19 protein-coding genes and 1 pseudogene are annotated in these 23,599 nt (G+C 74.8%); 13 read left to right on the top strand and 7 right to left on the bottom strand.

Annotation, left to right across the window (positions count from 1 at the left end; genetic code table 11):
* Nucleotides 1-31 precede the first annotated feature (31 nt).
* On the top strand, nt 32-430 hold the full coding sequence (locus ACI8AB_RS21930; protein WP_456951872.1) for a hypothetical protein: 399 nt from the start codon (nt 32-34) through the stop codon (nt 428-430).
* On the opposite strand, the gene hrpA is transcribed toward ACI8AB_RS21930, so the two are convergent.
* The gene (hrpA, locus tag ACI8AB_RS21925; RefSeq protein ID WP_456951871.1) at nt 427-4,374 is read right to left on the bottom strand and encodes an ATP-dependent RNA helicase HrpA; all 3,948 of its coding nucleotides are present in this window, start codon (nt 4,372-4,374) and stop codon (nt 427-429) included. The two genes, ACI8AB_RS21930 and hrpA, sit on opposite strands and share 4 nt — an antisense overlap.
* Before the next feature lie 296 nt (nt 4,375-4,670).
* Between hrpA and ACI8AB_RS21920 the strand changes: the two genes are divergently transcribed.
* On the top strand, nt 4,671-5,207 hold the full coding sequence (locus ACI8AB_RS21920; protein ID WP_456951870.1) for a MarR family winged helix-turn-helix transcriptional regulator: 537 nt from the start codon (nt 4,671-4,673) through the stop codon (nt 5,205-5,207).
* The gene (locus tag ACI8AB_RS21915) at nt 5,204-6,985 is read left to right on the top strand and encodes an MDR family MFS transporter (RefSeq protein ID WP_456951869.1); all 1,782 of its coding nucleotides are present in this window, start codon (nt 5,204-5,206) and stop codon (nt 6,983-6,985) included. Before ACI8AB_RS21920 ends, ACI8AB_RS21915 begins: the two co-directional genes overlap by 4 nt.
* A 146-nt stretch (nt 6,986-7,131) precedes the next feature.
* Here ACI8AB_RS21915 and ACI8AB_RS21910 read toward each other — a convergent pair whose 3' ends face one another.
* The 3 genes and pseudogenes from ACI8AB_RS21910 to ACI8AB_RS21900 all read right to left on the bottom strand — a co-directional run bounded on the left by ACI8AB_RS21910 (nt 7,132) and on the right by ACI8AB_RS21900 (nt 8,772).
* A complete protein-coding gene (locus ACI8AB_RS21910; RefSeq protein WP_456951868.1) occupies nt 7,132-7,287 on the bottom strand; it encodes a hypothetical protein in 156 nt (51 codons plus the stop codon).
* 283 nt (nt 7,288-7,570) lie between these two features.
* Nucleotides 7,571-8,266 (bottom strand): annotated as a pseudogene (locus ACI8AB_RS21905) (alcohol dehydrogenase catalytic domain-containing protein); the annotation flags it as partial.
* Nucleotides 8,267-8,301: 35 nt separating this feature from the next.
* Complete coding sequence (locus ACI8AB_RS21900; protein ID WP_456951867.1) at nt 8,302-8,772, bottom strand: hypothetical protein; 471 nt, start codon at nt 8,770-8,772, stop codon at nt 8,302-8,304.
* A gap of 94 nt (nt 8,773-8,866) precedes the next feature.
* On the opposite strand from ACI8AB_RS21900, the gene ACI8AB_RS21895 reads away from it, so the two are divergent.
* Nucleotides 8,867-10,657 (top strand): acyl-CoA dehydrogenase, encoded by a 1,791-nt coding sequence (locus tag ACI8AB_RS21895; protein WP_456951866.1) that lies wholly within the window; start codon nt 8,867-8,869, stop codon nt 10,655-10,657.
* Nucleotides 10,658-10,831: 174 nt separating this feature from the next.
* Here the strand turns inward: ACI8AB_RS21895 and ACI8AB_RS21890 are convergent, their stop codons facing one another.
* Nucleotides 10,832-11,008, bottom strand: coding sequence for a hypothetical protein (locus ACI8AB_RS21890; RefSeq protein WP_387988312.1), 177 nt, complete (start codon nt 11,006-11,008; stop codon nt 10,832-10,834).
* 200 nt (nt 11,009-11,208) lie between these two features.
* Here ACI8AB_RS21890 and ACI8AB_RS21885 point away from each other — a divergent pair, with 200 nt between their 5' ends.
* Both ACI8AB_RS21885 and ACI8AB_RS21880 read left to right on the top strand, forming a co-directional pair.
* The gene (locus tag ACI8AB_RS21885; protein WP_456951865.1) at nt 11,209-12,726 is read left to right on the top strand and encodes an MFS transporter; all 1,518 of its coding nucleotides are present in this window, start codon (nt 11,209-11,211) and stop codon (nt 12,724-12,726) included.
* Between the two features lie 97 nt (nt 12,727-12,823).
* A complete protein-coding gene (locus ACI8AB_RS21880; protein WP_456951864.1) occupies nt 12,824-13,870 on the top strand; it encodes a YihY/virulence factor BrkB family protein in 1,047 nt (348 codons plus the stop codon).
* Nucleotides 13,871-13,977: 107 nt separating this feature from the next.
* Here the strand turns inward: ACI8AB_RS21880 and ACI8AB_RS21875 are convergent, their stop codons facing one another.
* On the bottom strand, nt 13,978-14,685 hold the full coding sequence (locus ACI8AB_RS21875; protein WP_456951863.1) for a hemerythrin domain-containing protein: 708 nt from the start codon (nt 14,683-14,685) through the stop codon (nt 13,978-13,980).
* Between the two features lie 149 nt (nt 14,686-14,834).
* Here ACI8AB_RS21875 and ACI8AB_RS21870 point away from each other — a divergent pair, with 149 nt between their 5' ends.
* On the top strand, nt 14,835-16,016 hold the full coding sequence (locus ACI8AB_RS21870; RefSeq protein ID WP_387988308.1) for an acyl-CoA dehydrogenase family protein: 1,182 nt from the start codon (nt 14,835-14,837) through the stop codon (nt 16,014-16,016).
* 10 nt (nt 16,017-16,026) lie between these two features.
* Here the strand turns inward: ACI8AB_RS21870 and ACI8AB_RS21865 are convergent, their stop codons facing one another.
* On the bottom strand, nt 16,027-16,941 hold the full coding sequence (locus ACI8AB_RS21865) for an ABC transporter substrate-binding protein (protein WP_456951862.1): 915 nt from the start codon (nt 16,939-16,941) through the stop codon (nt 16,027-16,029).
* Nucleotides 16,942-17,132: 191 nt separating this feature from the next.
* Here ACI8AB_RS21865 and ACI8AB_RS21860 point away from each other — a divergent pair, with 191 nt between their 5' ends.
* The 6 genes from ACI8AB_RS21860 to ACI8AB_RS21835 form a co-directional block, all read left to right on the top strand.
* Complete coding sequence (locus tag ACI8AB_RS21860; protein WP_456951861.1) at nt 17,133-18,845, top strand: phosphatase PAP2 family protein; 1,713 nt, start codon at nt 17,133-17,135, stop codon at nt 18,843-18,845.
* Nucleotides 18,842-19,465: a hypothetical protein gene (locus ACI8AB_RS21855; RefSeq protein WP_456951860.1), complete on the top strand. Its 624-nt coding sequence runs from the start codon at nt 18,842-18,844 to the stop codon at nt 19,463-19,465. The genes ACI8AB_RS21860 and ACI8AB_RS21855 overlap by 4 nt, the downstream gene beginning before the upstream one ends.
* A complete protein-coding gene (locus ACI8AB_RS21850; RefSeq protein WP_456951859.1) occupies nt 19,462-20,565 on the top strand; it encodes a lysylphosphatidylglycerol synthase transmembrane domain-containing protein in 1,104 nt (367 codons plus the stop codon). The genes ACI8AB_RS21855 and ACI8AB_RS21850 overlap by 4 nt, the downstream gene beginning before the upstream one ends.
* Nucleotides 20,562-21,188, top strand: a complete 627-nt coding sequence (locus tag ACI8AB_RS21845) for a phosphatase PAP2 family protein (RefSeq protein ID WP_387988303.1) — start codon at nt 20,562-20,564, stop codon at nt 21,186-21,188. Before ACI8AB_RS21850 ends, ACI8AB_RS21845 begins: the two co-directional genes overlap by 4 nt.
* Nucleotides 21,189-21,259: 71 nt before the next feature.
* The gene (locus ACI8AB_RS21840) at nt 21,260-23,017 is read left to right on the top strand and encodes a PHA/PHB synthase family protein (RefSeq protein ID WP_456951858.1); all 1,758 of its coding nucleotides are present in this window, start codon (nt 21,260-21,262) and stop codon (nt 23,015-23,017) included.
* On the top strand, nt 23,001-23,599 hold a 599-nt coding region (locus ACI8AB_RS21835; RefSeq protein WP_456951857.1), incomplete at its 3' end, for an alpha/beta fold hydrolase. The genes ACI8AB_RS21840 and ACI8AB_RS21835, both read left to right, overlap by 17 nt.

Raw genomic sequence — 23,599 nt, 5'->3', positions numbered from 1 at the left:
CGCGGGCCCGCCGGTGACGTCAGGAGGCCCCGTGACCACAGGACCGTCGGTGACCGCCCCGCCGGAAGCCGGGGACGACGCGGTCGCGGCCCTCGAGCAGCTGGTGCGCGAGATCGACCGGTGCGCGGCCGAGCTGCAGGACGCCCGGACCCGCGCCGAGCAGCTGCTCTCCCAGCGCCGCTCGGGGGACAGCTGGCTCGACATCGTCACCGAGGAGTCCCGCCCGCTGGTCGTCGAGCGGATCACCACCGTCCTCGGTGCCCTGGCCGGTGCCGGGTCGACGTGGCGCCGCGCCCAGGCCCGCGCCCTGCAGGCCGAGCACGTGAGCATCAACCGGATCGCCGCGATGTTCGGTGTCACCCGCCAGCGCATCTCGGCCCTGCTCCGGGACCAGCCGGGCCCCGCCGGACGGGACGCCGGGACGGCCTAGGCGGTCAGGGCGTCGATGGCCTTGTAGACGCGCTGCTCGGAGATCGGCCGGGGCGTGCCGAGCTGCTGGGCGAACAGGCCCACGCGCAGCTCCTCGACCATCCACCGGATGCGGGCGACCGGGTCGTCGGGGGCGCCGGTGGGCGGCACCTCCCGGCGCAGCTGCTCGTACTCGGCGGTGACCGCGGCGACCTGGTCCGTCCAGAGGGTGTCGCGCACCGCGTTGGCCGGGAGCTTCTCCAGCCGCAGCGCCATGCCCTCGAGGTAGCGCACCAGGTCGGGCAGCCGCCGCCGGCCGGCGTCGGCCACGAACCCGCGGTGCAGCAGCCCGGTCATCTGGCGGCGCAGGTCGGCGACCGCCGCCTCGGGCACCCGGCGCCCGGGCGCCGCGCCGATCGCGACGGCGACCTCGCGAGCCTGGGTGAGCACCGCCTCGACCCGCCGCACGGCGTCCTGGGTGAGCGGCAGCAGCTGCTGCCGCGCCGTCGTCACGAGTGCGGCGAAGGCGGCCTCGTCGCGGGGTGGACCGCCGGCGGCCGCGAGCAGCTCGTCGGCCGCGGCGTCGACGCAGTCGTCGACCAGCGCGGGGATCTCGCCGTCGGGGTTGAACTGCAGGGCGAGCCGGCTCTTCGGGGAGAGACCCTTGACCACCTGCCGGGTGGGTGAGCCGGCCGCGAGCACGAGCAGCCGCCGGGCGCCGCGCCAGGTCAGCCGCGTGGCCTCGGCCTCGGTCGCCACCACCCGGACGCCGACCGTCGCCCCCTCGTCGACCAGTGCCGGGAACGCGGTGACCACGTGCCCGCCGCGGCGGACCTCGACGGTGCGCGGCAGCTCGCCGATCGTCCAGGCGGTCAGCCCCGTGCGCTCCAGGTCGGAGGCGGCGCGGGCCAGGCTCGCCCGGCCCGCGGGCGCCACCTCGCGGCGCAGCGCCTGCAGGTCCTTGCCGGTGGCCAGCGGCCGCTGCTCGTCGTCCAGCACGCGGAAGGTGGCGCGCAGGTGCGCGGGCACCTCGGCGGGGCGCCAGGCGTCCGGCGGGACGACGACGGCCGCGGCCCGGCGCAGCTCGCGCTCCAGGGCGGGCAGCAGCGGCTCGGTGGGGCTGATGTGCGGCAGCACCTCGCGGACCCGGTCGGGGATCGGCACCAGGGCCCGGCGCAGCTGCTTGGGCAGCGTCCGCAGCAGCGCCGTCACCAGCTCCTCGCGCAGGCCGGGGACGGTGAAGGCCAGCGACTCCCCCGACGTGCGCTCGGCGACGGTGTCGAGCACCGCGAGCGGGACGTCGACGGTGACGCCGTCCTCCGGCGCGCCGGGGGCGAAGGCGTAGGACAGCGGCAGGGTCAGCCCCTGCGTCAGCGGCACCTCGTCCGGGAAGTCCGCGGGGTCCACCTGCCCGGCCGCGGCCGCGTCGGTGAGCATCTCCGGCGTGAGGGTGAGCAGGTCCGGCGTCTCGCGGCGGGCCTGCTTCCACCACCGGTCGAAGTGCCGGGTGGAGACGACGTCGGCGGGGATGCGGGCGTCGTAGAGCTCGAACAGCGTCTCGTCGTCGACCCGGATGTCCCGGCGGCGGGCCCGCTCCTCCAGCTCGGCGACCCGCTCGATGGCGCGCTGGTTGTCGGCCCAGAAGCGGTGGTGCGTCGTCCACTCGCCCTGGACGAGGGCGTGCCGGATGAACAGCTCGCGGGAGACGACCGGGTCGATCGAGCCGTACTGCACCCGCCGGCCGACGACGAGCGGGATGCCGTGGAGGGTGGCCCGCTCGGTGGCGACGACGGAGCCGCGCCGCGCGTCCCACCGGGGCTCGGAGTACTCGCGCTTGACCAGGTGGCCGGCCAGCCGCTCGACGTCGTCCGGGTCGACGCGGGCCACGGTGCGGGCGAACAGCCGGCTGGTCTCCACCAGCTCGGCGGCCACGACCCAGCGCGGCGGCCTCTTCGCCAGGGGGGTGCCGGGGGCGATGACGAACCGGGCGCCGCGCGCGCCGAGGTACTCGCGCCCGCCGCGCCGCCGGTCGCCGTCCTTCCGTCGGGGGTCCTCCACCTGGAGGCCGACCTGCGACAGCAGGCCGGCGAGCAGCGCGGTGGTGATGCCGCGCTCGTCGGGCTCGGCGGCGAGCGAGCCGGGGGTCATCCCGAGGCGGCGGGCGGTGCCGCGCAGCTGGCCGTGCAGGTCCTGCCACTCCCGGATGCGCAGGTAGTGGAGGAACTCGCGCTTGACCGTGCGGCGGAACGCGCTGCCCGACAGCGCCTCCTGCTGCTCGGTCAGGTACCGCCAGAGGTTGAGCAGCGTGAGGAAGTCGGAGTGCTCGTCGGCGAACCGCGCGTGCATCTGGTCGGCCGCCTGCTGGTGCTCGGTGGGCCGCTCGCGGGGGTCCTGGACGGTCAGGCCCGCGGCGACGACGAGCACCTCCTCCAGCACGCCGCGCCGGTCGGCCTCGACGACCATCCGGCCCAGCCGGGGGTCGAGCGGGAGCTGGGCGAGCGCCCGCCCGGTCTCGGTGAGCCGGCCGGCGTCGTCCAGCGCGCCGAGCTCCTCGAGCAGCGCCCGGCCGTCGGCGACGGCGCGCCGGTCCGGCGGGTCGACGAACGGGAAGTCCTCGACGGCCCCGAGGTCGAGCGCGGCCATCTGCAGCAGCACCGAGGCGAGGCTGGTGCGGAGGATCTCCGGGTCGGTGTACTCCGGCCGGGCGTCGAAGTCGTCCTCGGTGTACAGCCGGATGGCGACGCCCTCGGCGACGCGGCCGCAGCGGCCCGAGCGCTGCCGCGCCGAGGCCTGGCTGATCGGCTCGATCGGCAGCCGCTGCACCTTGGTGCGCGCGCTGTACCGGGAGACGCGCGCGGTACCGGGGTCGACGACGTAGCGGATGCCGGGCACGGTCAGCGACGTCTCGGCGACGTTGGTGGCCAGCACGACCCGGCGGCCGGTGTGCGGCTGGAACACCCGGTGCTGGTCGGCGGCCGACAGCCGGGAGTAGAGCGGCAGCACCTCGACGCCGGGGAAGCGCTCGGCCAGGGCGTCGGCGCTGTCGCGGATCTCGCGCTCGCCGGCGAGGAAGACCAGGACGTCGCCCGGGCCCTCGTGCGCCAGCTCCTCGACGGCGTCGCCGATGGCGGTGACCTGGTCGCGGTCGGGGTCGGCGTCCGGGTCGTCGGGGTCGACGACGGGCCGGTAGCGGACCTCCACCGGGTACGTGCGGCCGCTGACCTCGACGACGGGCACCTCGGCGCCGTCGACGCTGAAGTGCTTGGCGATCCGGTCGACGTCGATGGTGGCCGAGGTGATGACGACCTTGAGGTCGGGCCGGCGCGGCAGCAGCTGGGCGAGGTAGCCCAGCAGGAAGTCGATGTTGAGGCTCCGCTCGTGCGCCTCGTCGACGATGATCGTGTCGTACTGGCGCAGCAGCCGGTCGTGCGCGATCTCGGCCAGCAGCACGCCGTCGGTCATGAGCTTGACCAGCGTGCCGTCGCCGACCTGGTCGGTGAAGCGCACCTTCCAGCCGACCGCCCCGCCCAGCGGCGTGCCGAGCTCCTCGGCGATGCGCTCGGCCACCGTGCGCGCGGCGATCCGTCGCGGTTGGGTGTGCCCGATCCGCCCGCGGACGCCGCGGCCGAGCTCGAGGGCGATCTTGGGCAGCTGGGTGGTCTTGCCCGAGCCGGTCTCGCCGGCGACGACGACCACCTGGTGCTCGCGCAGGGCGGCGGCGATGTCGTCGCGGCGGGCACTGACCGGCAGCTGCTCGGGATAGGTGACGGCCGGGACGGCGGCGCGCCGGCGGGCGATGCGCTCCTCGGCGGCGGCGACGTCGGCGGCGATCTTCCCCAGGGCCCGCTCGCGCGCGGCCTCGTCGCGGGTGCGGCGCAGGCCCTCGAGCCGGCGGCCGAGCCGGTGCTCGTCGTCGAGGGTCAGCGCGGCCAGCCGGGACCGGAGGTCCGCGAGGGTCGCGGTCACGGGCGTGCTCGACTCTCTTCCGGGTGCGGGGACGGGTGGCGACCGGGGCCACCGCCCCCAGGATCGCAGGTGCGGCCCGCGCCGCCGGAGGTCCGGGGCTGCTGGGCCAGGGGGTGCAACGCGCCGGCACGCCGGTTCCTTCCCGCGGGGAGGTGCAGCGACCGGCACGCGCGGGTACCGGAGCCGGACCGGGTGTCGCTCACGTCACGATGCATGTACGGTGCAACTGGTTGCGTGTAGCGCGCACACATTTGTACCGTGCATGCATCCACTCCTCCCGTCCTCCGGAGTCCGCCGTGCCCCCGTCCGCGTCCCGTGACGCCGGCCCCTCGGCCGCGCCGTCGGAGCAGCGCGCAGCGGAGGTCCGCCGGCTCTCCGAGCAGCTGCCGCGCTTCATGCGCCTGGTGCACGCGTTCAAGAGCCTCCCGTCCGCCGCCGACGGCCGCGAGCGCGCGGCGCTGGTGCTCCTCTTCCCGCTGGCCCGGCTCGGGCCACAGCGGCAGAGCGCGCTGGCCGAGCTGGTGCACGCGGACCCGTCGACGGTCAGCCGGCACGTGGCCTGGCTGGTCGAGCGCGACCTGGTGCGGCGCGTGGCCGACGAGACCGACGGCCGCGCCACGCGCCTCGTCGTCACCGACGCCGGCCGGGCCGCCGTCGAGCGGCTGGCCGAGGAGCGCGCCACCCAGCTCGCCGGGATGCTCACCGGCTGGTCCGACGCCGACCTCGCCACGCTCACCGGGCTCTTCGGCCGCCTGCTGGACGACCTGACGGCAGCGCTGCCGTCCGACCCCCGCTCCCCCTCCGCACTCCCCGTACCGAGAGAGAAGCCATGAGCCAGACCACCGCCCACCCCACGGGTGGGCGCAGCGGCGCCCGCGCCGCGGCGGCCGCACCGGACTCCTCCGGCGCCTTCACGCACCGCCAGATCCTCACGATCATCGTCGGCCTGATGGTCGCGATGTTCCTCGCGGCCCTCGACCAGACCGTCGTCGCGACCGCGATCCGCACCATCGCCGACGACCTGCAGGGCTACGACCTGCAGGCCTGGGCGACGACGGCGTTCCTCATCACCTCGACGATCGCCACGCCGCTGTACGGCAAGCTCTCCGACATCTACGGCCGGCGGCCGTTCTACCTGTTCGCCATCGCCGTGTTCGTCGTCGGCTCGATGCTCTGCGGCCTGGCGAACTCGATGTACGAGCTCGCCGCGTTCCGCGCCGTCCAGGGCATCGGCGCCGGTGGCCTGATGTCGCTGGCGCTGGCGATCATCGGCGACATCGTGCCGCCGCGGGAGCGCTCGCGGTACCAGGGCTACTTCATGGCCGTCTTCGGCACCTCGAGCGTGCTCGGCCCGGTCATCGGCGGGTTCTTCGCCGGTCAGGGCTCGCTGCTCGGCATCGACGGCTGGCGCTGGATCTTCTACGTCAACGTCCCGCTGGGCCTGGTCGCCTTCGCCGCCGTCTTCCGGGTGCTGCACCTGCCGCACGAGCGGCGGGAGCACCGCATCGACTGGCCCGGCGCGCTGGCGCTGGTGACCTTCCTGGTGCCGCTGCTGATCGTCGCCGAGCAGGGCCGCATCTGGGGCTGGGGCTCGACCCGCTCGGTGGCCTGCTACGTCGTCGGCGCCGTCGGCTTCGTGCTGTTCCTCCTCGCCGAGCGGGCCTACCGCGACGAGGCGCTGCTGCCCCTGCGGCTGTTCCGCAACCGCAGCTTCACCGTCGTCGGCGTCGGCAGCGTGGTGATGGGCGCGGGCATGTTCGGCGGCCTGCTGCTGCTCCCGCAGTACCTGCAGATCGTCCACGGCTCCAGCGCCACGGTCGCCGGCCTGCAGATGATCCCGCTGGTCGCCGGCATCATGACCGGCGCGATGAGCTCGGGCATCGCGATCTCGAGGACGGGCAGGTACAAGGTCTTCCCGCTGGTCGGCATCGTGTTCATGACCGTCGCGCTGCTGTCGATGTCGTTCGTCGTCGACGCCGACACCTCGGTGTGGACGCTGGTGCCGTTCATGGTCCTGCTGGGCCTGGGCCTGGGCTTCAACTTCCAGCCCACGATCCTCGCCGTGCAGAACGCCGTGTCCCCGCGGGAGATGGGCGTGGCCACCTCGTCGGTGACGTTCTTCCGGCAGATGGGCGGCACGATCGGCACCGCGGTCTTCCTGTCGGTGCTGTTCAGCCGGCTGCCGGTGGACATCGAGTCGGCCGTGACCTCGGCCGCGGCGTCCGACCCGCGCGTGGCCCAGGCGGTGCAGAGCGGTCAGCTGCAGGGCGGCGGCGACCTGTCGGACACCTCGTTCATCCAGACGCTGCCGTCGTTCCTCGCGGCGCCGTTCAAGACCGGGTTCTCGAACTCGATCGACCTGGTGTTCCTCATCGCCGCGTGCGTGGTGGCGCTCGGGTTCTTCGTGTTCCTGTTCCTGCCGCAGCTGGCGCTGAGCGACCAGTCCGGCATCCAGGCCCAGCAGGCCGCCCGCCAGACCGCCGGCGAGCCCACCGGGGACGACGCCGGCCGGCAGGTGGCCGAGGCCGCCGGTGCCGCGGCGCCGACGTCGACGGCTCCCCCGGTCGGGCGCCCCGGCGAGGCCGCGGCCGGCGGCCACCACCGCGGCTGACCGACGGCGAGAGGCCCCTCCCCGCGCCGCGCGGGGAGGGGCCTCCCGCCGTCTCCGGGCCGTCGACCACCGGACGCGTGCACGGCCGGCCGGCGTGCCGGCACGTGTGCCGTGCACGCACCGGTGATCGCCCCGGCAGGAGCGCCTCAGCCGTTCGGCAGGAAGACCGCCCGGACGCAGCCGTCCTCCTTGTCCTTGAACATGCGGTAGCCGCGCGGGGCGTCCTCCAGCGGCATCACGTGCGTGGCCAGGTGCTCGGTGGTGAGCTCGCCGCGGGCCATGTGCTCCAGGATCCGCGGCATGTAGCGCTGGCCGTGGACCTGCGCCCCGCAGCGTCAGGCCCTTGTTCATCGCCGCACCCAGCGGGAACTTGTCCACCGGCCCCGCGAAGACGCCGAGCACGAAGACGCTCCCGCCCTTGCGGCAGGCCATGATCGCCTCGCGGACGGCCGACGGCCGGTCGGTCTGCAGCCGCAGCTGCTGCTTGAGCTGGTCGTAGGCGCCCTGCACGCCGGTGCTGTGCGCCTCCATGCCGACGGCCTCGATGCAGACGTCGGGACCGCGGCCGCCGGTGCGCTCCCGCAGCTCCGCCATGACGTCGGTGGTGGAGTAGTCGACCACCTCGGCGCCCACGTGCCGCCGCACCTGCTCCAGCCGCTCGGGCAGCCGGTCGATCACAACCACCTGCTCGGCGCCGAGCAGCATCGCCGCGCGGGCGGCCATCTGCCCCACCCCGCCGGCACCCCAGACCGCCACCGTGTCGCCGGGCTTCGTCCCGGCCAGGTCCGCGCCCATCCACCCGGTGGAGACGGCGTCGGAGGCGAACAGCGCGCGGTCGTCGCCGACCCCCTCGGGCACGAGGAAGGTGCCGACGTCGGCGTAGGGCACCCGGACGTACTCGGCGTGCGATCCGGCGAAGCCGCCCATCGCGTGCGAGTAGCCGAAGCAGCCGCCCGGGCTCTGGCCCCACAACCCCTCGGTGATGCCGGGGTTCGGGTTGCCGTTGTCGCACAGGGAGTAGAGCTCCTGCCGGCAGTACCAGCAGTTGCCGCAGGCGATGAAGGAGTTGACGACGACGCGGTCGCCGACGCGGCGGTCGCGCACGCCCGGGCCGACCTCGACGACCTCGCCCATGAACTCGTGGCCGAGCACGTCGCCCACGCGCATCGCGGGGATGTAGCCGCCGAGCAGGTGCAGGTCCGAGCCGCACGTCGTCGTCCGGGTGACCCGCAGGACGACGTCGCGGTCGTTGAGGATCGTCGGGTCGGGGACGGTCTCCACCGAGACCTCGTTGACGCCGGTCCAGGTCGCGGCCCTCACAGCACGCCCTCCTCCGGCGCGGCCTGCGCGGCGCCCTCGAGCGCGGCGCCCTGCGGGGTGGCCGCGCGCCTCCCGTGCGGCTGGGGCTCCATCCGCAGCACCTCGCCGACCTCCAGCAGCGCCTTCGACTCGCGCAGCGCGGCGCGCAGCTCGCCCACCTCGTCCTCGGTGGGCGTGCCGCGGAAGCGTGCCGCCAGCTCGGTGCCGCGGTCGCCCGGCGCGGGCGTCGTGCGCACCTCGACGCGGTCGCCGAGCGCGGCCAGCGGCGCGGGCAGCGCGGCCGACACCTCCCCCGGCTCCCGCAGCACGGTGACCGCCCGCCACCGCCGGGCGGCGACCTCCGGGTCGTCGGTGGCGGAGGCCTGGCCGGCCCCGGGCACGCGCACGTGCTGCAACCGCCTCAGCAGCGTGGCGCCGGCCCCGCTCGCCAGGCCGGTGGCCCGGCCGATCAGCTGGTTCAGGTCCATGCGGCGCTCGCTACCCGGCCCGGCGTCCGGCCTATCGTGGGCCGGTCGGGCCGCGCGCCCGGCTCTCCCGCCGCCGTCGTCCGTGGAGGCCGTCGTGTCCTCGCTCATCCTGTCCCGCCGCGACCTGGAGTTCCTCCTGCACGAGTGGCTGGAGGTCGAGACGCTCACCAAGCGGCCCCGGTTCGCCGAGCACTCACGCGAGACGTTCGACGCGGTGATGGAGCTCGCCGAGCAGATCGCCACCGAGCACTTCGCGCCGCACAACCGGAAGGCCGACGAGAACGAGCCGCGGTTCGTCGACGGCAGGGTGGAGATGATCCCCGAGGTCGCGAAGGCGCTCGCGGTGTTCCGCGAGTCCGGGATCACGGCCGGGACCTTCGACGAGGAGTACGGCGGCATGCAGCTGCCGCAGACCGTCGGGCAGGCGGCGTTCGCCTGGTTCAAGGCCGCCAACGTCGGGACCTCGAGCTACCCGTTCCTGACCATGGGCAACGCCCGGCTGCTGCTCGCGCACGGCTCGCAGGAGCAGAAGGACCGCTTCGTCCGGCCGATGCTCGAGGGCCGCTGGTTCGGCACGATGGCGCTGTCCGAGCCGCAGGCCGGGTCCTCGCTGGCCGACATCACCACCCGCGCCGAGCCCCAGGACGACGGCACCTACCGGCTGACCGGCAACAAGATGTGGATCTCGGCCGGCGACCACGAGCTGACCGAGAACATCGTCCACCTGGTGCTGGCCAAGATCCCCGGCGGCCCGGCCGGCGTGAAGGGCATCTCGCTGTTCATCGTGCCCAAGGTGCTGGTGGAGGAGGACGGGTCGCTCGGCGAGCGCAACGACGTCGTCCTGGCCGGGCTCAACCACAAGATGGGCTACCGCGGGACGACGAACACGCTGCTCAACTTCGGCGAGGGCGTGCACACCCCGGGCGGCCGGGCCGGCGCCGTCGGGTACCTCGTCGGCGAGCCCCACAAGGGGCTCTCCTACATGTTCCACATGATGAACGAGGCGCGGATCGGCGTCGGGATGGGCGCGACCGTCCTCGGCTACACCGGTTACCTGCACGCGCTGGAGTACGCCCGCACCCGCACCCAGGGCCGCTCCGCGAGCAGCAAGGACCCGTCGTCGCCGATGGTCCGGCTGGTCGACCACCCCGACGTCCGCCGGATGCTGCTGGCCGCCAAGAGCTACGCGCAGGGCGGCCTGGCGCTGGGGCTGTACTGCGCCCGCCTGGTCGACGAGGAGAGGACCGGCGAGACCGAGGACGACCGCAGCCGCGCCCACCTGCTGCTCGACACCCTGACGCCGATCGCCAAGGCGTGGCCCTCGCAGTGGGGGCCGGTCGCCGACGACCTGGCCATCCAGGTGCACGGCGGTTACGGCTACACCCGCGACTACCCGGTCGAGCAGTTCTACCGGGACAACCGGCTCAACCCGATCCACGAGGGCACCAACGGCATCCAGGCCCTGGACCTGCTCGGCCGCAAGGTGACGATGCACGGCGGCGCCGGGCTGCGGCTGCTGGCCGAGACGATCGCGGCGACGACGGCGCGGGCGGCCGGGACGCCGTTCGCCGACCTGGCCGCGGACGTCGACGCCGCCGTCGCCCGGCTCGTCGCGGTGACCGGCACCCTGTGGGGCACCGGCGACCCGGCGCTGGCCCTGGCCAACGCCAGCGCCTACCTCGACGCGGCCGGGCACACCGTCGTCGGCTGGCTGTGGCTGGAGCAGGCGCTGGCCACGCGCGACGAGACCAGCGACTTCCACGAGGGCAAGCGCGCCGCGGCGCGGTACTTCCAGCACTGGGAGCTGCCGAGGGTGCACACCTGGCTGGACCTGCTGGAGTCCCTGGACCGGACGGTGCTCGACACCCCCGATGCCCACCTCTAGACGCACCACCCACCTCTGAACGCACTGCCCACCTCTGAACGCACTGCCCACCTCTGGACGCACTCGCGCCCCGCGGCTCCGGGAGGAGCGGCGGGGCGCGGGTCGTCCGGTGCGGCCCCCTCGTGGGGTCCCGCCGCGAGCTCGCGGGTCGCGGGGGGCGAGGGGGTCCTCCGACTAGGCCGCCCGGGCCATCCCCACCGCCTCGACGGTGGCACCGGCCTGGGCGGTCTCGCGGCGGGCGGCCGCCCGCTGCTCGCGCTCGTACCGTGCCGTGGTCGAGGTGCCCATCGCGATCACCAGGGCGGTCAGGACCAGGAACCCGACCAGGGTGACTGCAGGCCACAGAAGCATCTCGAACGTCCCCTTGCTCGTCTCGTGACGCCGGCCGGGCGGCGGGCCCGGCGGCTCGTCTCTGGGGACTGTGTCCCCAGCGAACCGCCCCCTCAATCGTCACTACGCACTGTTCACCTGACAGGCTGTGACCGACTTCACCCGTCGGGGCCGTCTCGGCCCGGTGCGCCCCCGGGTCCGGCGCGTGGTGTCATCGAGGCGTGTCCGCAGGTGCCGAGGTCTCCCCCTCCGGCACCGGGACCCCGCCCACCCGGACGCGGCCGGCGCTGCTCGTCCTGACCCTCTCACTCGGCGTCACGACCCTCTCGCTGCTGCAGAGCCTCGTGGTCCCGGTGCTCGGCCCGATCGGCGAGCAGCTCGGCGTCTCGCCGGCCGCGGCCGGCTGGGTGCTCACCGCCAACCTGCTGGCCGCCGCGGTCCTCACCCCGGTGCTCGGCCGGCTCGGCGACACCCGCGGCGAGCGGCCGGTCATCCTCGGCATCCTGGTCGCGGTCGCGCTCGGCACCCTGCTGGCGGTCGTCACCCGCTCGCTGCCGCTGCTGCTGGTGGCGCGGGTCCTGCAGGGCTCCTCCTACGGGCTGTTCCCGCTGTCGATCAGCGTGCTGCGCCGCGAGCTCCCGCCGGAGCGGCTGAGCGTGGCGATGTCGGTCGTCAGCAGCACCCTCGGCGTCGGCGGCGTCGTCGGCCTGGTCGCCGCGGGCCTGCTCACCGGCGACGGCGGGGACTACCACCGGCCGTTCTGGATCGGCCTGGGCGTCACGCTGCTGTCCCTGGTGCTCGGCGCCGTCCTGCTCCCCCGCCGCACCGCGACGGCGAGCGGGCGGGTCGACTGGCTCGGCGCCGTCGTCCTCGGCGTCGGGCTGGTGCTCCTGCTCCTGCCGGTGTCGCAGGGCAACACCTGGGGGTGGACCTCCCCGCCGACGCTCGGCTGCGCGGCCGGCGCGCTGGCCGTCCTCGCCGGCTGGGTGCTGCTGCAGCGCCGCCGCGCCCAGCCGCTGGTGCGCCCGGCGCTGCTCACCGACCCGCGGATGCTGGTGCCCAACCTCGCCGGCCTCACCACCGGCATCGGGCTGTTCGTCTCCTTCCTCGTCGTCATGCAGTACGTCCAGACGCCGCCCGAGGTGGCCGGCTACGGGTTCGGCGCGCCGGTGCTCGAGGCCGCCGTCGTCTACCTGCTGCCCGGCGGCGTGGTCGGCATCCTGCTGGCGCCGCTGGCCGGCAAGGTCGTCGACCGGATCGGGGCGCTGCCCACCCTGCTCACCGGGGCGGTCGCCGGCGTCACCGGGTTCGTCGTGTTCGCCCTGGGCCGGTCCGAGCCGGCGCTGGTCGTCGTCGCGGGGCTGCTGTCGCAGGCCTGGGTGACCGTCGCCTACGCGGCGCTGCCGACCCTCGTGGTGCAGGCGGTGCGGCGCGGCGAGACCGGCGTCGCCAACGCCGTCAACTCGATCGCCCGCTCGCTCGGGCAGGCGGTGGGCAGCACGCTCACCGTGGCACTGCTCGGCGCCACCCTCGACCCGGCCACCGGCCTGCCCCGGGCCTCCGGGTTCACCACGGTGGCCCTGCTCGGCGCCGGCGCGGCGGCCGCGGTGGCCCTGGTCAGCCTGGCCGGGATGGTGCAGGCCCGGCGCAGCGGGCCGCCGGACCCCGACGACCTCCACGACGTCGAGCGGGCGACCGCCGCCGCCGGCGAGTGGTCCCCCGTCTCCGGCATCCGCTGACACCCCGCGACGCGCCGGGATGATCACCGCGCGCATGGAAGCGTCCCGTCCGGGGAACCCACGGTCCGATCCACCCGCCCAGATCCGGAGGACGACCATGGCACGCCCGCACGGCTCCCGCGCCGCGAGCACCGACACGGCGAAGCCGGCACGCTTCTCCGGCAACACCGCCGGCGACCCCGCGCCGCACGACGACAAGGTCAACTCCACCCGCTTCGACAACGCGCCGCGCGGGACGGACACCACGCCGACCTTCTTCGGCACGGTCAAGCGGACCGTCAAGGAGTTCAGCGAGGACAACCTCACCGACTGGGCGGCGTCGCTGACCTACTACGGCGTCCTCGCGCTCTTCCCGGCGCTGATCGCGCTCACGTCGATCGTGGGCCTGCTGACGACCCCCCAGCAGCTCACCGACGCGCTGACCACCGTCGTCCCCGCCAGCGCCGCGAGCACGATGGGCCCGGTCATCGAGCAGGTCGCCGGCAACCAGAGCACCGCCGGCTTCGGTCTCGTCATCGGTCTCGCCCTCGCGATCTGGTCGGCGTCGGGCTACGTGGGCGCCTTCACCCGCGCGTCCAACGTCGTCTACGAGACGCCCGAGGGCCGCAAGATCTGGAAGCTCAAGCCGCTGCAGCTGCTGATCACCCTGATCGGCATCCTGTTCGCCGCCGTCATCGTGGCGATGCTGGTCCTCAGCGGTCCGGTCGTCGAGGCCGTCGGCTCGGCCATCGGCCTGGGCGACACCGCGCTCACCGTCTGGAACGTCGTCAAGTGGCCCGTGATCCTGGTGGTCCTGGCCCTGATGATCGCCGTCCTCTACTACTCCACGCCGAACGTCAAGCTGCGCGGCTTCCGGTTCATCAGCCCCGGTGCCGGCGTGGCGATCCTCGTGGCGGTCCTGGCCTCGGCCGCCTTCGCCTTCTACGTGGCCAACTTCGGCAGCTACAACAAGACCTACGGCGCGCTGGCCGGCGTCATCGTCTTCCTGATCTGGTTCTGGCTGATCAACCTGGCCCTGCTGTTCGGCATCGAGTTCGACGCCGAGAAGGAGCGGACGACCGAGCTCAAGGAGGGCGTCCCCGGGGCGGACAAGGAGATCCAGCTCGACGCCCGCGCCGAGCCCAAGCCCCGCAACACCCACTGAGGAAGGACCTCCCCGCCCCCGCCACTCGCTCCGCTCGCGGCGGGCCCCTGCAGGGAGGCCGACCACAGGGCCCCCTCCCGGGATCGGGAGGGGCCCTCGTCGTGTGCTCAGCGGGCGGTGGGCGGACCGTCGCCGCGGCGGGCCGGCGGGGTGCGCTCGATCGCGGCGGCCACCGCGGCCAGCCCCCGGCTGACCGCCTGACCGGCCGGGGCCAGTGGGGCGGGCGCCCGCCGGACCAGGGTGTCGACGGCGTCGCGGCTGCGGTCCAGCAGCGACAGCGGCAGGCCCGACAGCGCGTTGCCCGGCGGGCGGCGGGACACCGTCGGGTGCGCGCGGGTGGGCGAGATCCGGCGCATCAGGTCCCACCGACGGCCCAGCCGGCGCAGCTCGGCGGGGTCGAGCCGCTCCTGCAGCCGGGGGAACACCACGTCCTCCTCGTCGCGGACGTCCTCGCGCAGCACCTCGACCAGCCGGGCGAGCCGGGCCGGCCGCTCCGGGGAGTCGGGGCCGCCCTCCTCGAGCGCCGCGACCAGCTCGTTGACCTCCTGGTGCTCGATCTCGACCTGCCGGGTGAGCTCGTCACCGTCGGGCAGCACCCGGCGGATCACCGGCCAGAGCACGGTCTCCTCGGCGAAGGCGTGGCTGAACACCAGCCGGTCGATGCGGGTCAGCACCTCCTCCTGCGCGCGCCCGGTGGTGCCGTCGAGCTCGTGCAGCAGCCGGTCGAGCTCGACGTGGTCCTTCCGCTGACGGACCAGGACGCTGCCGGGACCTCCCAGCTCGTCCTCGGTCTGGTCGGCGATGGAACGGGGCACGGGGCCTCCTCGGGACGTGTGCGGTGGGATCCGCCGGTCCTGCCCCGATCGGCCCGCCGCCATGCCGCCCGCCCCGGTTGCCGTCCGGGGGCGGGGGTAGGCCGGACCCACGGGACAGCGGGGTCCCGGTACCCGGAGGAGGCAGCGCCATGGCCGACCGGCCCACCGTCACGTCGGACTTCTACGAGCTCGAGGCCCTCCTCGACGAGGAGGACCGGGCCACCCTCCTGCGCGTCCGCGCGTTCATGGACGAGCAGGTCGAGCCGGTGATCAACCAGTACTGGACCCGGGCGCAGTTCCCCCGGGAGCTCATCCCGGGCCTGGCGGAGCTGGGCATCGCGGGGGCGCAGTACTCCGGGTACGGCTCCCCCGGCCGCTCGTCGCTGTTCGACGGCATGGTGTCGATGGAGCTCGGCCGCGGGGACCCCTCGGTCGCCACCTTCATGGGCGTCCACGGCGGCCTGGCCATGGGCACCCTGCACCTGTGCGCCTCCGAGGAGCAGAAGGAGCGCTGGCTGCCGGCGATGGCGCGGATGGAGCGGATCGGCGCCTTCGGCCTCACCGAGCCCGAGCACGGCTCCGACGTCGCCCGCGGCATCCAGACAACCGCCCGCCGCGACGGCGACGAGTGGGTGCTCGACGGGGAGAAGAAGTGGATCGGCAACGGCAGCTTCGCCGACCTGGTGGTCGTCTGGGCGCGCGACGTCGACACCGACCGGGTGCTCGGCTTCGTCGTCGAGACGCCGGCACCGGGCTTCAGCGCCGTCGACCTCGAGGACAAGATCGCGCTGCGCGCGGTGCAGAACGCGCACATCACCCTCGACGGCGTCCGCGTGCCGGAGGAGAACCGGCTGCAGAACGCCAACTCCTTCCGCGACACCGCGAACGTCCTGCGGGCGACGCGGGTGAGCGTGGCGTGGTCGGCGGTCGGGTGCTCGCGCGGCGCCTACGAGCACGCGCTGCGCTACGCGCTGGGCCGCGAGCAGTTCGGCCGGCCGATCACCTCGTTCCAGCTGGTGCAGGACCTGCTGTTCCGGATGCTGGGCAACATCACCGCGTCGGCGGCGCTGTGCGCGCGGGCGTCCCAGCTGCAGGACTGCGGGATGCTGCGCGACGAGCACGCCTCGATGGCCAAGGGCTACAGCACGATGCGCATGCGGGAGACCGTCGGCTGGGCGCGGGAGCTCATGGGCGGCAACGGGATCCTGCTGGAGAACCACGTCGGCCGGTTCGTGGCCGACGCCGAGGCGATCTACTCCTACGAGGGCACCCGCGAGGTCAACAGCCTCATCGTCGGCCGCGCGATCACCGGCACCAGCGCCATCACGTGAGGTCCTCCGTCTAGCGGCCGTCCCACCAGCGGGCGGCGGCCTCGGCGGGGGTGAGCCCGTCGACGGCGACGAACCGGTTGAGCCGGATCAGGTCGATCGTCGTCAGCTGGGCGCTGACCGCGTCCAGCGCGGCGCGCAGCGGCTCGCCGCCCTCGGCGGCCACCTCGGTCCGCACGAGCGGCACCACGTTCTCCCGCGGCTGCAGCGCCCGGTCGTCGCGCAGCAGGTGCAGCGAGGCGTCGGTCAGCCGGGCGTCGGTCGTCTCCAGCATGCCGACGTCGACCTGCCCGGTGAGCAGCGCCTCCGCCGTGGCCGCGCGCGAGGGCATGCTGCGCACCTCGGCGAACTCGATGCCGTAGACCTCGCGCAGCCCCGGCAGGCAGAACCGCCGCTCGCTGCACTCGGGCGGGCCGCCGAACACCAGCCGCGGCGCGATCGCGGCGAGCCCGCTGAGCGTCGTCACGCCGTGCCGGGCGGCGAGGTCGGTGAGCACGACGAACCCGTTCTGGTCCTCGGCCTCGGCCGGGGCCAGGACGCTCAGTCCGCGCGGCGCGACGGCGGCCGCCAACCGGTCCCGCAGGACGGCGGGGTCGTGGGACGCGGTCCCCGCGCCGGCCTCCAGGAACTCCGACGCGGTGCCCAGGTAGTCGACGACGAGGTCGACGACGCCCTGCTCGAGCGCCGGGAAGACCACCTCGCGGGTGCCGATGCCGTGCTGCACCGCCACCTCGAACCCGGCCCGGCGGACCGCCTCGGCGTACACCTCGGCGAGCGTCTGGTTCTCGGGGAAGTCGTAGGACGCCACCCGGACGACGCCGTCGGCGGGCGGGTCCGCGTCCGCGGCCGGGGAGCCGCAGGCGCCCAGCACGGCGGTGGCGAGGAGCAGGGCGGCGAGGAGCAGGGCGGCGAGCGGTCGACGACGCATCGCGGACCCTCCCGGGGCAGGAGGCGGCGCCCCACGGGCGGACTGGCGCGGGGACGGCCACGCTAGCCCTGCTCGGGACCAAGGTCGATGGTCCCGGGAGCGCAACCGGGGCAGCATCGGGCGGCATGGCGGCCACGGCCCGGCCCCCGGTGCCCCAGGCACCGGTCCCGGCTCCGACACCGCGGGGGCCGGTGACGGCGCCCGCGGCGCAGGCGCCCGCCGGAGGGCAGGTCCGGCGGCCGGACCCGCCGCCCATCCACCGCGAGCCCCGGCGACGCCGCCCCTCCGGCGAGCCGCCGCCGCTGCCGCGGCACCTCAACGCGTCGGGCAAGTGGTGGCTGGCGCTCAGCGGCGTCGTCGTCGTCACCTGGGGCGTCGTCCTCCTCACCGGGAGCACGGCGTTCGTCGACCTGGTCGACACCCGGGTGCTGCAGGCGATCGCGTCCGTCCGCTCCCCCGGCCTGACCGACGTCGCCGAGGTGGCCGGCGTCCTCGGCACCAGCCGGGCGATCCACCTGCTGTGGCTGGCCAACCTCGTCGTGCTGGCGGTCTTCCGCCGCTGGCGGCACCTGTTCGTCTGGATCGGGATCGGCCTGCTCGTGGTGAACACCGCCGCGACCCTGGCCGCCACGCTGCAGCGCCCGCGCCCCTACGAGGTGGAGATCCTCGGCCCCTGGTCGGGCTTCTCGATGCCGTCGGTGCCGATGACCGTGCTCGCCACCTTCCTCGTGAGCACCCTCTACTCGCTGGTGCCCGCGGGCCGGCGCCGCGACGTCGGCAAGTGGGTGGTGTGGGGCCTGCTGCTGGTCACCGCGGCCTCGCGGCTCTACCTCGCGCAGGACCACCCCACCGACGTCCTCGCCGGCGTCGTCCTGGGCGTCGCCGCGCCGCTGGCCGCCTTCCGGCTGCTGACGCCCAACGAGGTCTACCCCGTCGTCTACCGGCGGGGCAGCCCCGCACACCTGGACGTCACCGGGGCGCGCGGCGAGGCGATCGTCCGGGCGCTGCAGGACCAGCTCGGGTTGCTGGCCACCTCGGTGAAGCCCTTCGGCCTGGCGGGGTCGGGCGGCTCCACGCCGCTGAAGATCACCGTCAAGGCCGCCGACGCTGCCGAGCAGGAGGAGAGCTGCGTCTTCGGCAAGCTGTACGCCGCCACGCACGTACGGTCCGACCGCTGGTTCAAGCTCGGCCGCACGCTGCTCTACGGCCGGCTCGAGGACGAGAAGCCGTACCACAGCGTGCGGCGGCTGGTGCAGTACGAGGACTACGTCCTGCGGCTGCTGTCCGACGCCGGCCTGCCCGTGCCCCACCCGCTGGGGATCGTGGAGATCACCCCGGAGCGGGAGTACCTGCTGGTCGCCGAGTTCCTCCAGGGTGCGCGGGAGATCGGCGACCCCGAGGTCGTCGTGGACGACGCGCTGATCGACCAGGGGCTGGCCGTGGTGCGGCGGATGTGGGAGATCGGCATGGCCCACCGCGACATCAAGCCGGCCAACGTGATGGTGCGCGACGGCACGCTGTTCCTCATCGACTCGGCGTTCGCCGAGGTGCGCCCCAGCCCGTGGCGGCAGGCCGTGGACCTGGCGAACATGCTGCTGGTCCTCGCGCTGCGCACCGACGCCCGGACCGTCTACGAGCGGGCGCGCCTGCAGTTCTCCGACGAGGAGCTGGCCGAGGCCTTCGCCGCCACCCGCGGGCTCACCATGCCCTCGCAGCTGCGCCGGATGCTGCGGGCGCAGGGCCGCGACCTGCACCGGGACTTCCTCGAGCTGCTGCCCTACCGGCTCCCGCCGGTGCGCATCCAGCGGTGGACCTGGCGCCGGGCCGGGCTGTGCCTGGTCACCGCGCTCGCCCTCGTCCTCACCGTCGCCATCGGCGTCGACCTGCTCGGGTCCCCGCTGTGAGCGCCACCCGGCGCCCGGCCGCGGCGGCGGCGCTGGCGGCCGCCCTGCTGACGGCGGGCTGCGCGCCGGGGACCCCCACCGTCAGCGGCGAGCTGCCCGCCTGCCGCACCGGCGACGACGACCGGGCCGCCCACGGCGTCGTGCTCATGGCCCAGGCGGTGCCGACGGCGACCTGGGTGCCGTGCGTGGAGAGCATCCCGGTGGGCTGGACCTTCGCCGGCCTCGACGCCCACTCGGGCTCCGCGCGGTTCTGGCTGAACTCCGACCGCGACGGCTACCACGCCATCGAGGTGCGGCTGACCGACGGCTGCGACACCACGGGCGCCACCGAGATCCCCAGCGAGCGGGACGGGCTCGAGCGTTACGAGCGGGTCGTCCGGGTGACTCCGGACTACCTGGGCCGCCGCTACTACGTCTTCCCCGGCGGCTGCCTGACCGTCGTGTTCACGCTCTCCGGCGACAACCGCGGGGAGCCCCTGGCGCTCGCCACCCAGAGCCTGGGCGTGGTGAGCCGCGAGGTGCTCGCCGCCGAGGTGCACGAGGAGAGCGGCGGCCGGCTGCAGCTCGACCCGCCGCCCGCCGACGCCGCCGGCCCCGAGGACGAGGGGGACCCACCATGACCGCCGTGACCCCGCAGGCGCCGCCCGGCGGCCCCAGGAGCCGGCCGCTGTGGCGGCGGGTGCTCGCGCCGCTGTTCTCGGTCGCGCTGGTCGCCGCCGTCTTCGCGTGGTTCCTGCCCCGCTTCACCGACCTGTCGCAGGTGTGGGACGCGGTGGTCGACCTGTCCTGGGGGTCGATCGTGGTGCTCCTCGCCGCGGCGGCGTGGAACCTGGCCACGTACCAGTTCGTGATGGTCGTGACCATGCCCGGCCTGCGGCTGCGCGAGGCGACGGTCTCCACCCTCACCACCACCGCGGTGTCCAACACCGTCATCGGCGGGGCGGCGCTGGCGCTCGGGCTCACCTACGCCATGAACTCCTCCTGGGGCTTCTCGCGGTCCCGGACGTCGGTGTCGCTGCTGCTGTCGGGGCTGTGGAACAACTTCGCCAAGCTCGCCCTGCCGGTGGTCGCCCTCGTGCTGCTGGCCTTCACCTCGGAGAGCCCCGGGCCGGGGCGGGTGGCCGCGGGGATCGGCGGGGTGGCCGGGCTGGTCGCGGCGGTGGTCGTGCTCGGCCTGCTGCTGCACAGCCGGGAGGGTGCCGCCCGGATCGGCCGGGGCAGCGGGCGGGTCGCCTCCGCCCTGATCCGGCCGTTCGGCCGGCCGCCCGTGGAGGGCTGGGACAAGGCGACGACGAAGTTCCGCGACCGCACCGCGCTGCTCCTGCGCGCCCGCTGGCACTGGCTCACCCTGGCCACCGTCGTCAGCCACCTGTCGCTGTTCCTCGTGCTGGTGGTGGCGCTGCGCGCGGTGGGCGTGACCGCGGAGCAGGTGAGCGTCGTCGAGGCGCTGGCGGTGTTCGCCTTCGCCCGCCTGCTCACCGCGATCCCGTTCACCCCGGGCGGGTTGGGCGTCGTCGAGCTGGCGCTGATCACCGGCATGTCGGCCTACGGCGGGGACCGGGCCCTGGTGGCCGCGGCGGTGCTGGTCTTCCGCGGGCTGACCTACCTGCTGCCCATCCCCCTGGGCATGGGCACCTACCTGTTCTGGCGGCACGACCGCTCGTGGCGGCGGGAGCCGAACTCCGCACCGCGCACGGAGCTGGTGCCGGAGACGGCGTGACCGGGCGGGCGGCCACCCGCCCGCGCCCGCCGGTCGCCCGGGGCGGACGCGAGGTGGTCCTCGCCGCCGCCGGTGCGCTGCTGCTCGGACTCGCCGCGCTGCCGGTCGAGCGGACGTCGGTGCCCGCGGCGGAGGCGGCGGTGTTCCGGGCGGTCAACGGGGTCGACGTCGTGCCGTTCGTGCTGGTCTGGCCGGTCATGCAACTGGGCAACTTCCTCGTCGTGCCGGCGGCCGCCGTGGTCGCGGCAGCGCTGCGGCGGTGGCGGCTCGCGCTGGGGCTGCTGCTCGCCGGCGTCGGGACCTACCTGGCCGCGAAGGGGATCAAGGACGTCGTCGTGCGGGGCCGGCCCGGCGGGCTGCTCGACGAGGTCGTCATCCGGGGGGCGGCCGCGCAGGGCCGCGGGTTCCTGTCCGGGCACGCCGCCGTCGTGACCGCCGTGGTGACCGTGGCCTGGCCGTGGCTGGGCCGCCGTGGGCGGATCGCCGGGGTGGTGCTGGCGGCGCTGGTGTGCCTGGCGCGGGTGTGGACCGCGGCGCACCTGCCGCTCGACGTCGTCGGCGGCGTCGGGCTGGGCCTGCTCGTCGGGGCGGTGGTGCTGCTGGTGGTCGGCCGTCCGCGGTGAGGTCTGCCGCCGGGCGCCGCCTGTGGTTGAGTGACTGGGGTCACAGGACCTCAAGACCCGAGGAGCCCGGGATGACCACCACCGCCCCGCGCCCGTCCGCCCCGCCCCGCCCGGGGCCCGCCGCGGCCTCCGACGGCGGCCAGCCCTCCTCCCCGGAGGCGTCCGAGGCGGTCACCGGCCTGGACATGGTGCTGGTCGACGGCGCCCGCGGCCCGCTGCGGCGGATGGTCCCGCCGGCCCGCACGGTCGCCCGGTTCGGCGCGTCGCTGGCGCGCCGGCCCGAGACCGTCGTCCGCACCGGCGGGGACCTGGTGCGCGAGCTCGGGCGGATCGCGGTGGGCCGCTCGGAGGTCGCCCCCTCGCCGAAGGACCGCCGCTTCGCCGACCCCGCCTGGACCGGCAACCCGTTCCTCCGGCGGACCATGCAGGCGCACATCGCCGCCGCGCAGGCCGCCGCGCGCCTGGTCGAGGACGCCGACCTCGACTGGCAGGACGACGAGCGGATCCGGTTCACGCTGACCAACGTCGTCGACGCGCTGGCGCCGTCCAACGTCCCGTTCCTCAACCCGCTGGCGCTCAAGGCGGTCATCGACACCGGCGGCCGCAACGCGGTGAGCGGGCTGCGCCGGATGGTCTCGGACCTGGTGTCCCCGCCGCGGGTCCCCTCGATGGTCGAGCCCGACGCCTTCACCGTGGGCGAGGACCTCGCGGTCACCTCGGGCGCCGTCGTCCTGCGGACCGACGTGTTCGAGCTGATCCAGTACCGGCCGACGACGGAGACCGTCCGCGCCGTGCCGCTGCTGATGGTGCCGCCGACGATCAACAAGTACTACATCACCGACCTCGCGCCCGGCCGCAGCATCGTGGAGCACTACGTGGCCGCCGGCCAGCAGGTCTTCATGATCAGCTGGCGCAACCCCGACGAGCGGCACGCCGACTGGGGGCTGGACACCTACGGCCAGGCCGTCCTGGACGCGATGGACGCCGCGCAACGGGTCACCGGCAGCGAGCGCGTGGCCCTCCAGGCGTTCTGCTCCGGCGGGATCATCACCGCGATGGTGCTGGCGCACCTGGCCGCCACCGGCCGGCTGGACCGGGTCGCCGCCGCCAGCTTCGCCGTCACCGTCCTCGACTGGGCGCGGGCGGGCACGGTGTCGGCGCTCATGGACCCCGAGGCGGTGCGGGAGGCGACGGAGAAGTCGCGGAGGAAGGGCTACCTCGACGGTGCCATGCTCGCCGAGGTCTTCGCCTGGCTCCGCCCCAACGACCTGGTGTGGAACTACTGGGTCAACAACTACCTGCAGGGCAAGCCGCCGGCCGCCTTCGACATCCTCTTCTGGAACGCCGACACCACCCGGATGAGCGCGGCGCTGCACCGGGACTTCATCGAGGTCGCGGTCGGCAACGCCCTCACCGAGCCGGGGAGGGCGACGATGCTCGGCACGCCGGTGGACCTGTCCGCCGTCGACGTCGACGCCTACGTCACCGCCGGGATCGCCGACCACCTGTGCCCGTGGCAGGCCTGCTACCGCACCACCCAGCTGCTCGGCGGGGAGAGCCGGTTCGTGCTGTCCACCAACGGCCACATCGCCTCGCTGGTCAACCCGCCCGGGAACCCGAAGTCGACGTTCCAGGTGGCACCGGACACCCCCGCCGACCCGGAGGAGTGGCTGTCCCGGGCGACGAAGGAGAAGGGCTCCTGGTGGCCGGACTTCATGGCCTGGCTGGGCGAGCGGTCGGGCGACGAGGTGCCTGCGCCGGAGTCGCTCGGCAGTGCGGAGCTGCCGGTCCTGGGGGACGCTCCTGGGACCTATGTCCTCGAGAAGTGAGTCCGTCGGCACGCTGACCGTCCTCGGCCGCACCCTCCGGGTGGCCGAGCGGCGCGGCGACGGCACGACGCCGCCGCTGCTGCTCATGAACGGCATCGGCGCGAGCCTCGAGGTGCTGCAGCCCTTCGTGGACGCGCTCGACCCGCGGCGCACCGTGATCCGGTTCGACGTCCCGGGCGTGGGCGGGTCCCCGCGGCCGGTCGTCCCCTACGTGCTGGGCACGCTGACACCGGTGGTGGCCGGGGTGCTGCGCCGGCTGGGCCACGACGGGCCGGTCGACGTCCTGGGACTGTCCTGGGGCGGCGGCCTGGCGCAGCACTTCGCCGTCCAGCACCGCCGCCGCTGCCGCCGGCTGGTGCTCGCGGCCACCGGCACCGGCGCGCTGATGGTGCCCGCCTCGCCGCGGGTGCTCTCGCACATGCTCACGCCGCGGCGGCACCGCGACGCCGAGTACGCCCGGCGGATCGCGCCGACCATCTACGGCGGGGGGGGGGGGGGGGGGGGCGCGCGGGCCCCCCGGCCGCGCCCCCCCCCCCCCCCCACCCCCCCCCCCCCCGCCCCCCCCCCCCACACGCCCCCCAC

Source organism: Geodermatophilus sp. SYSU D00698 (assembly GCF_054050335.1).
This window is presented reverse-complemented; position numbering and strand designations above follow the sequence as displayed.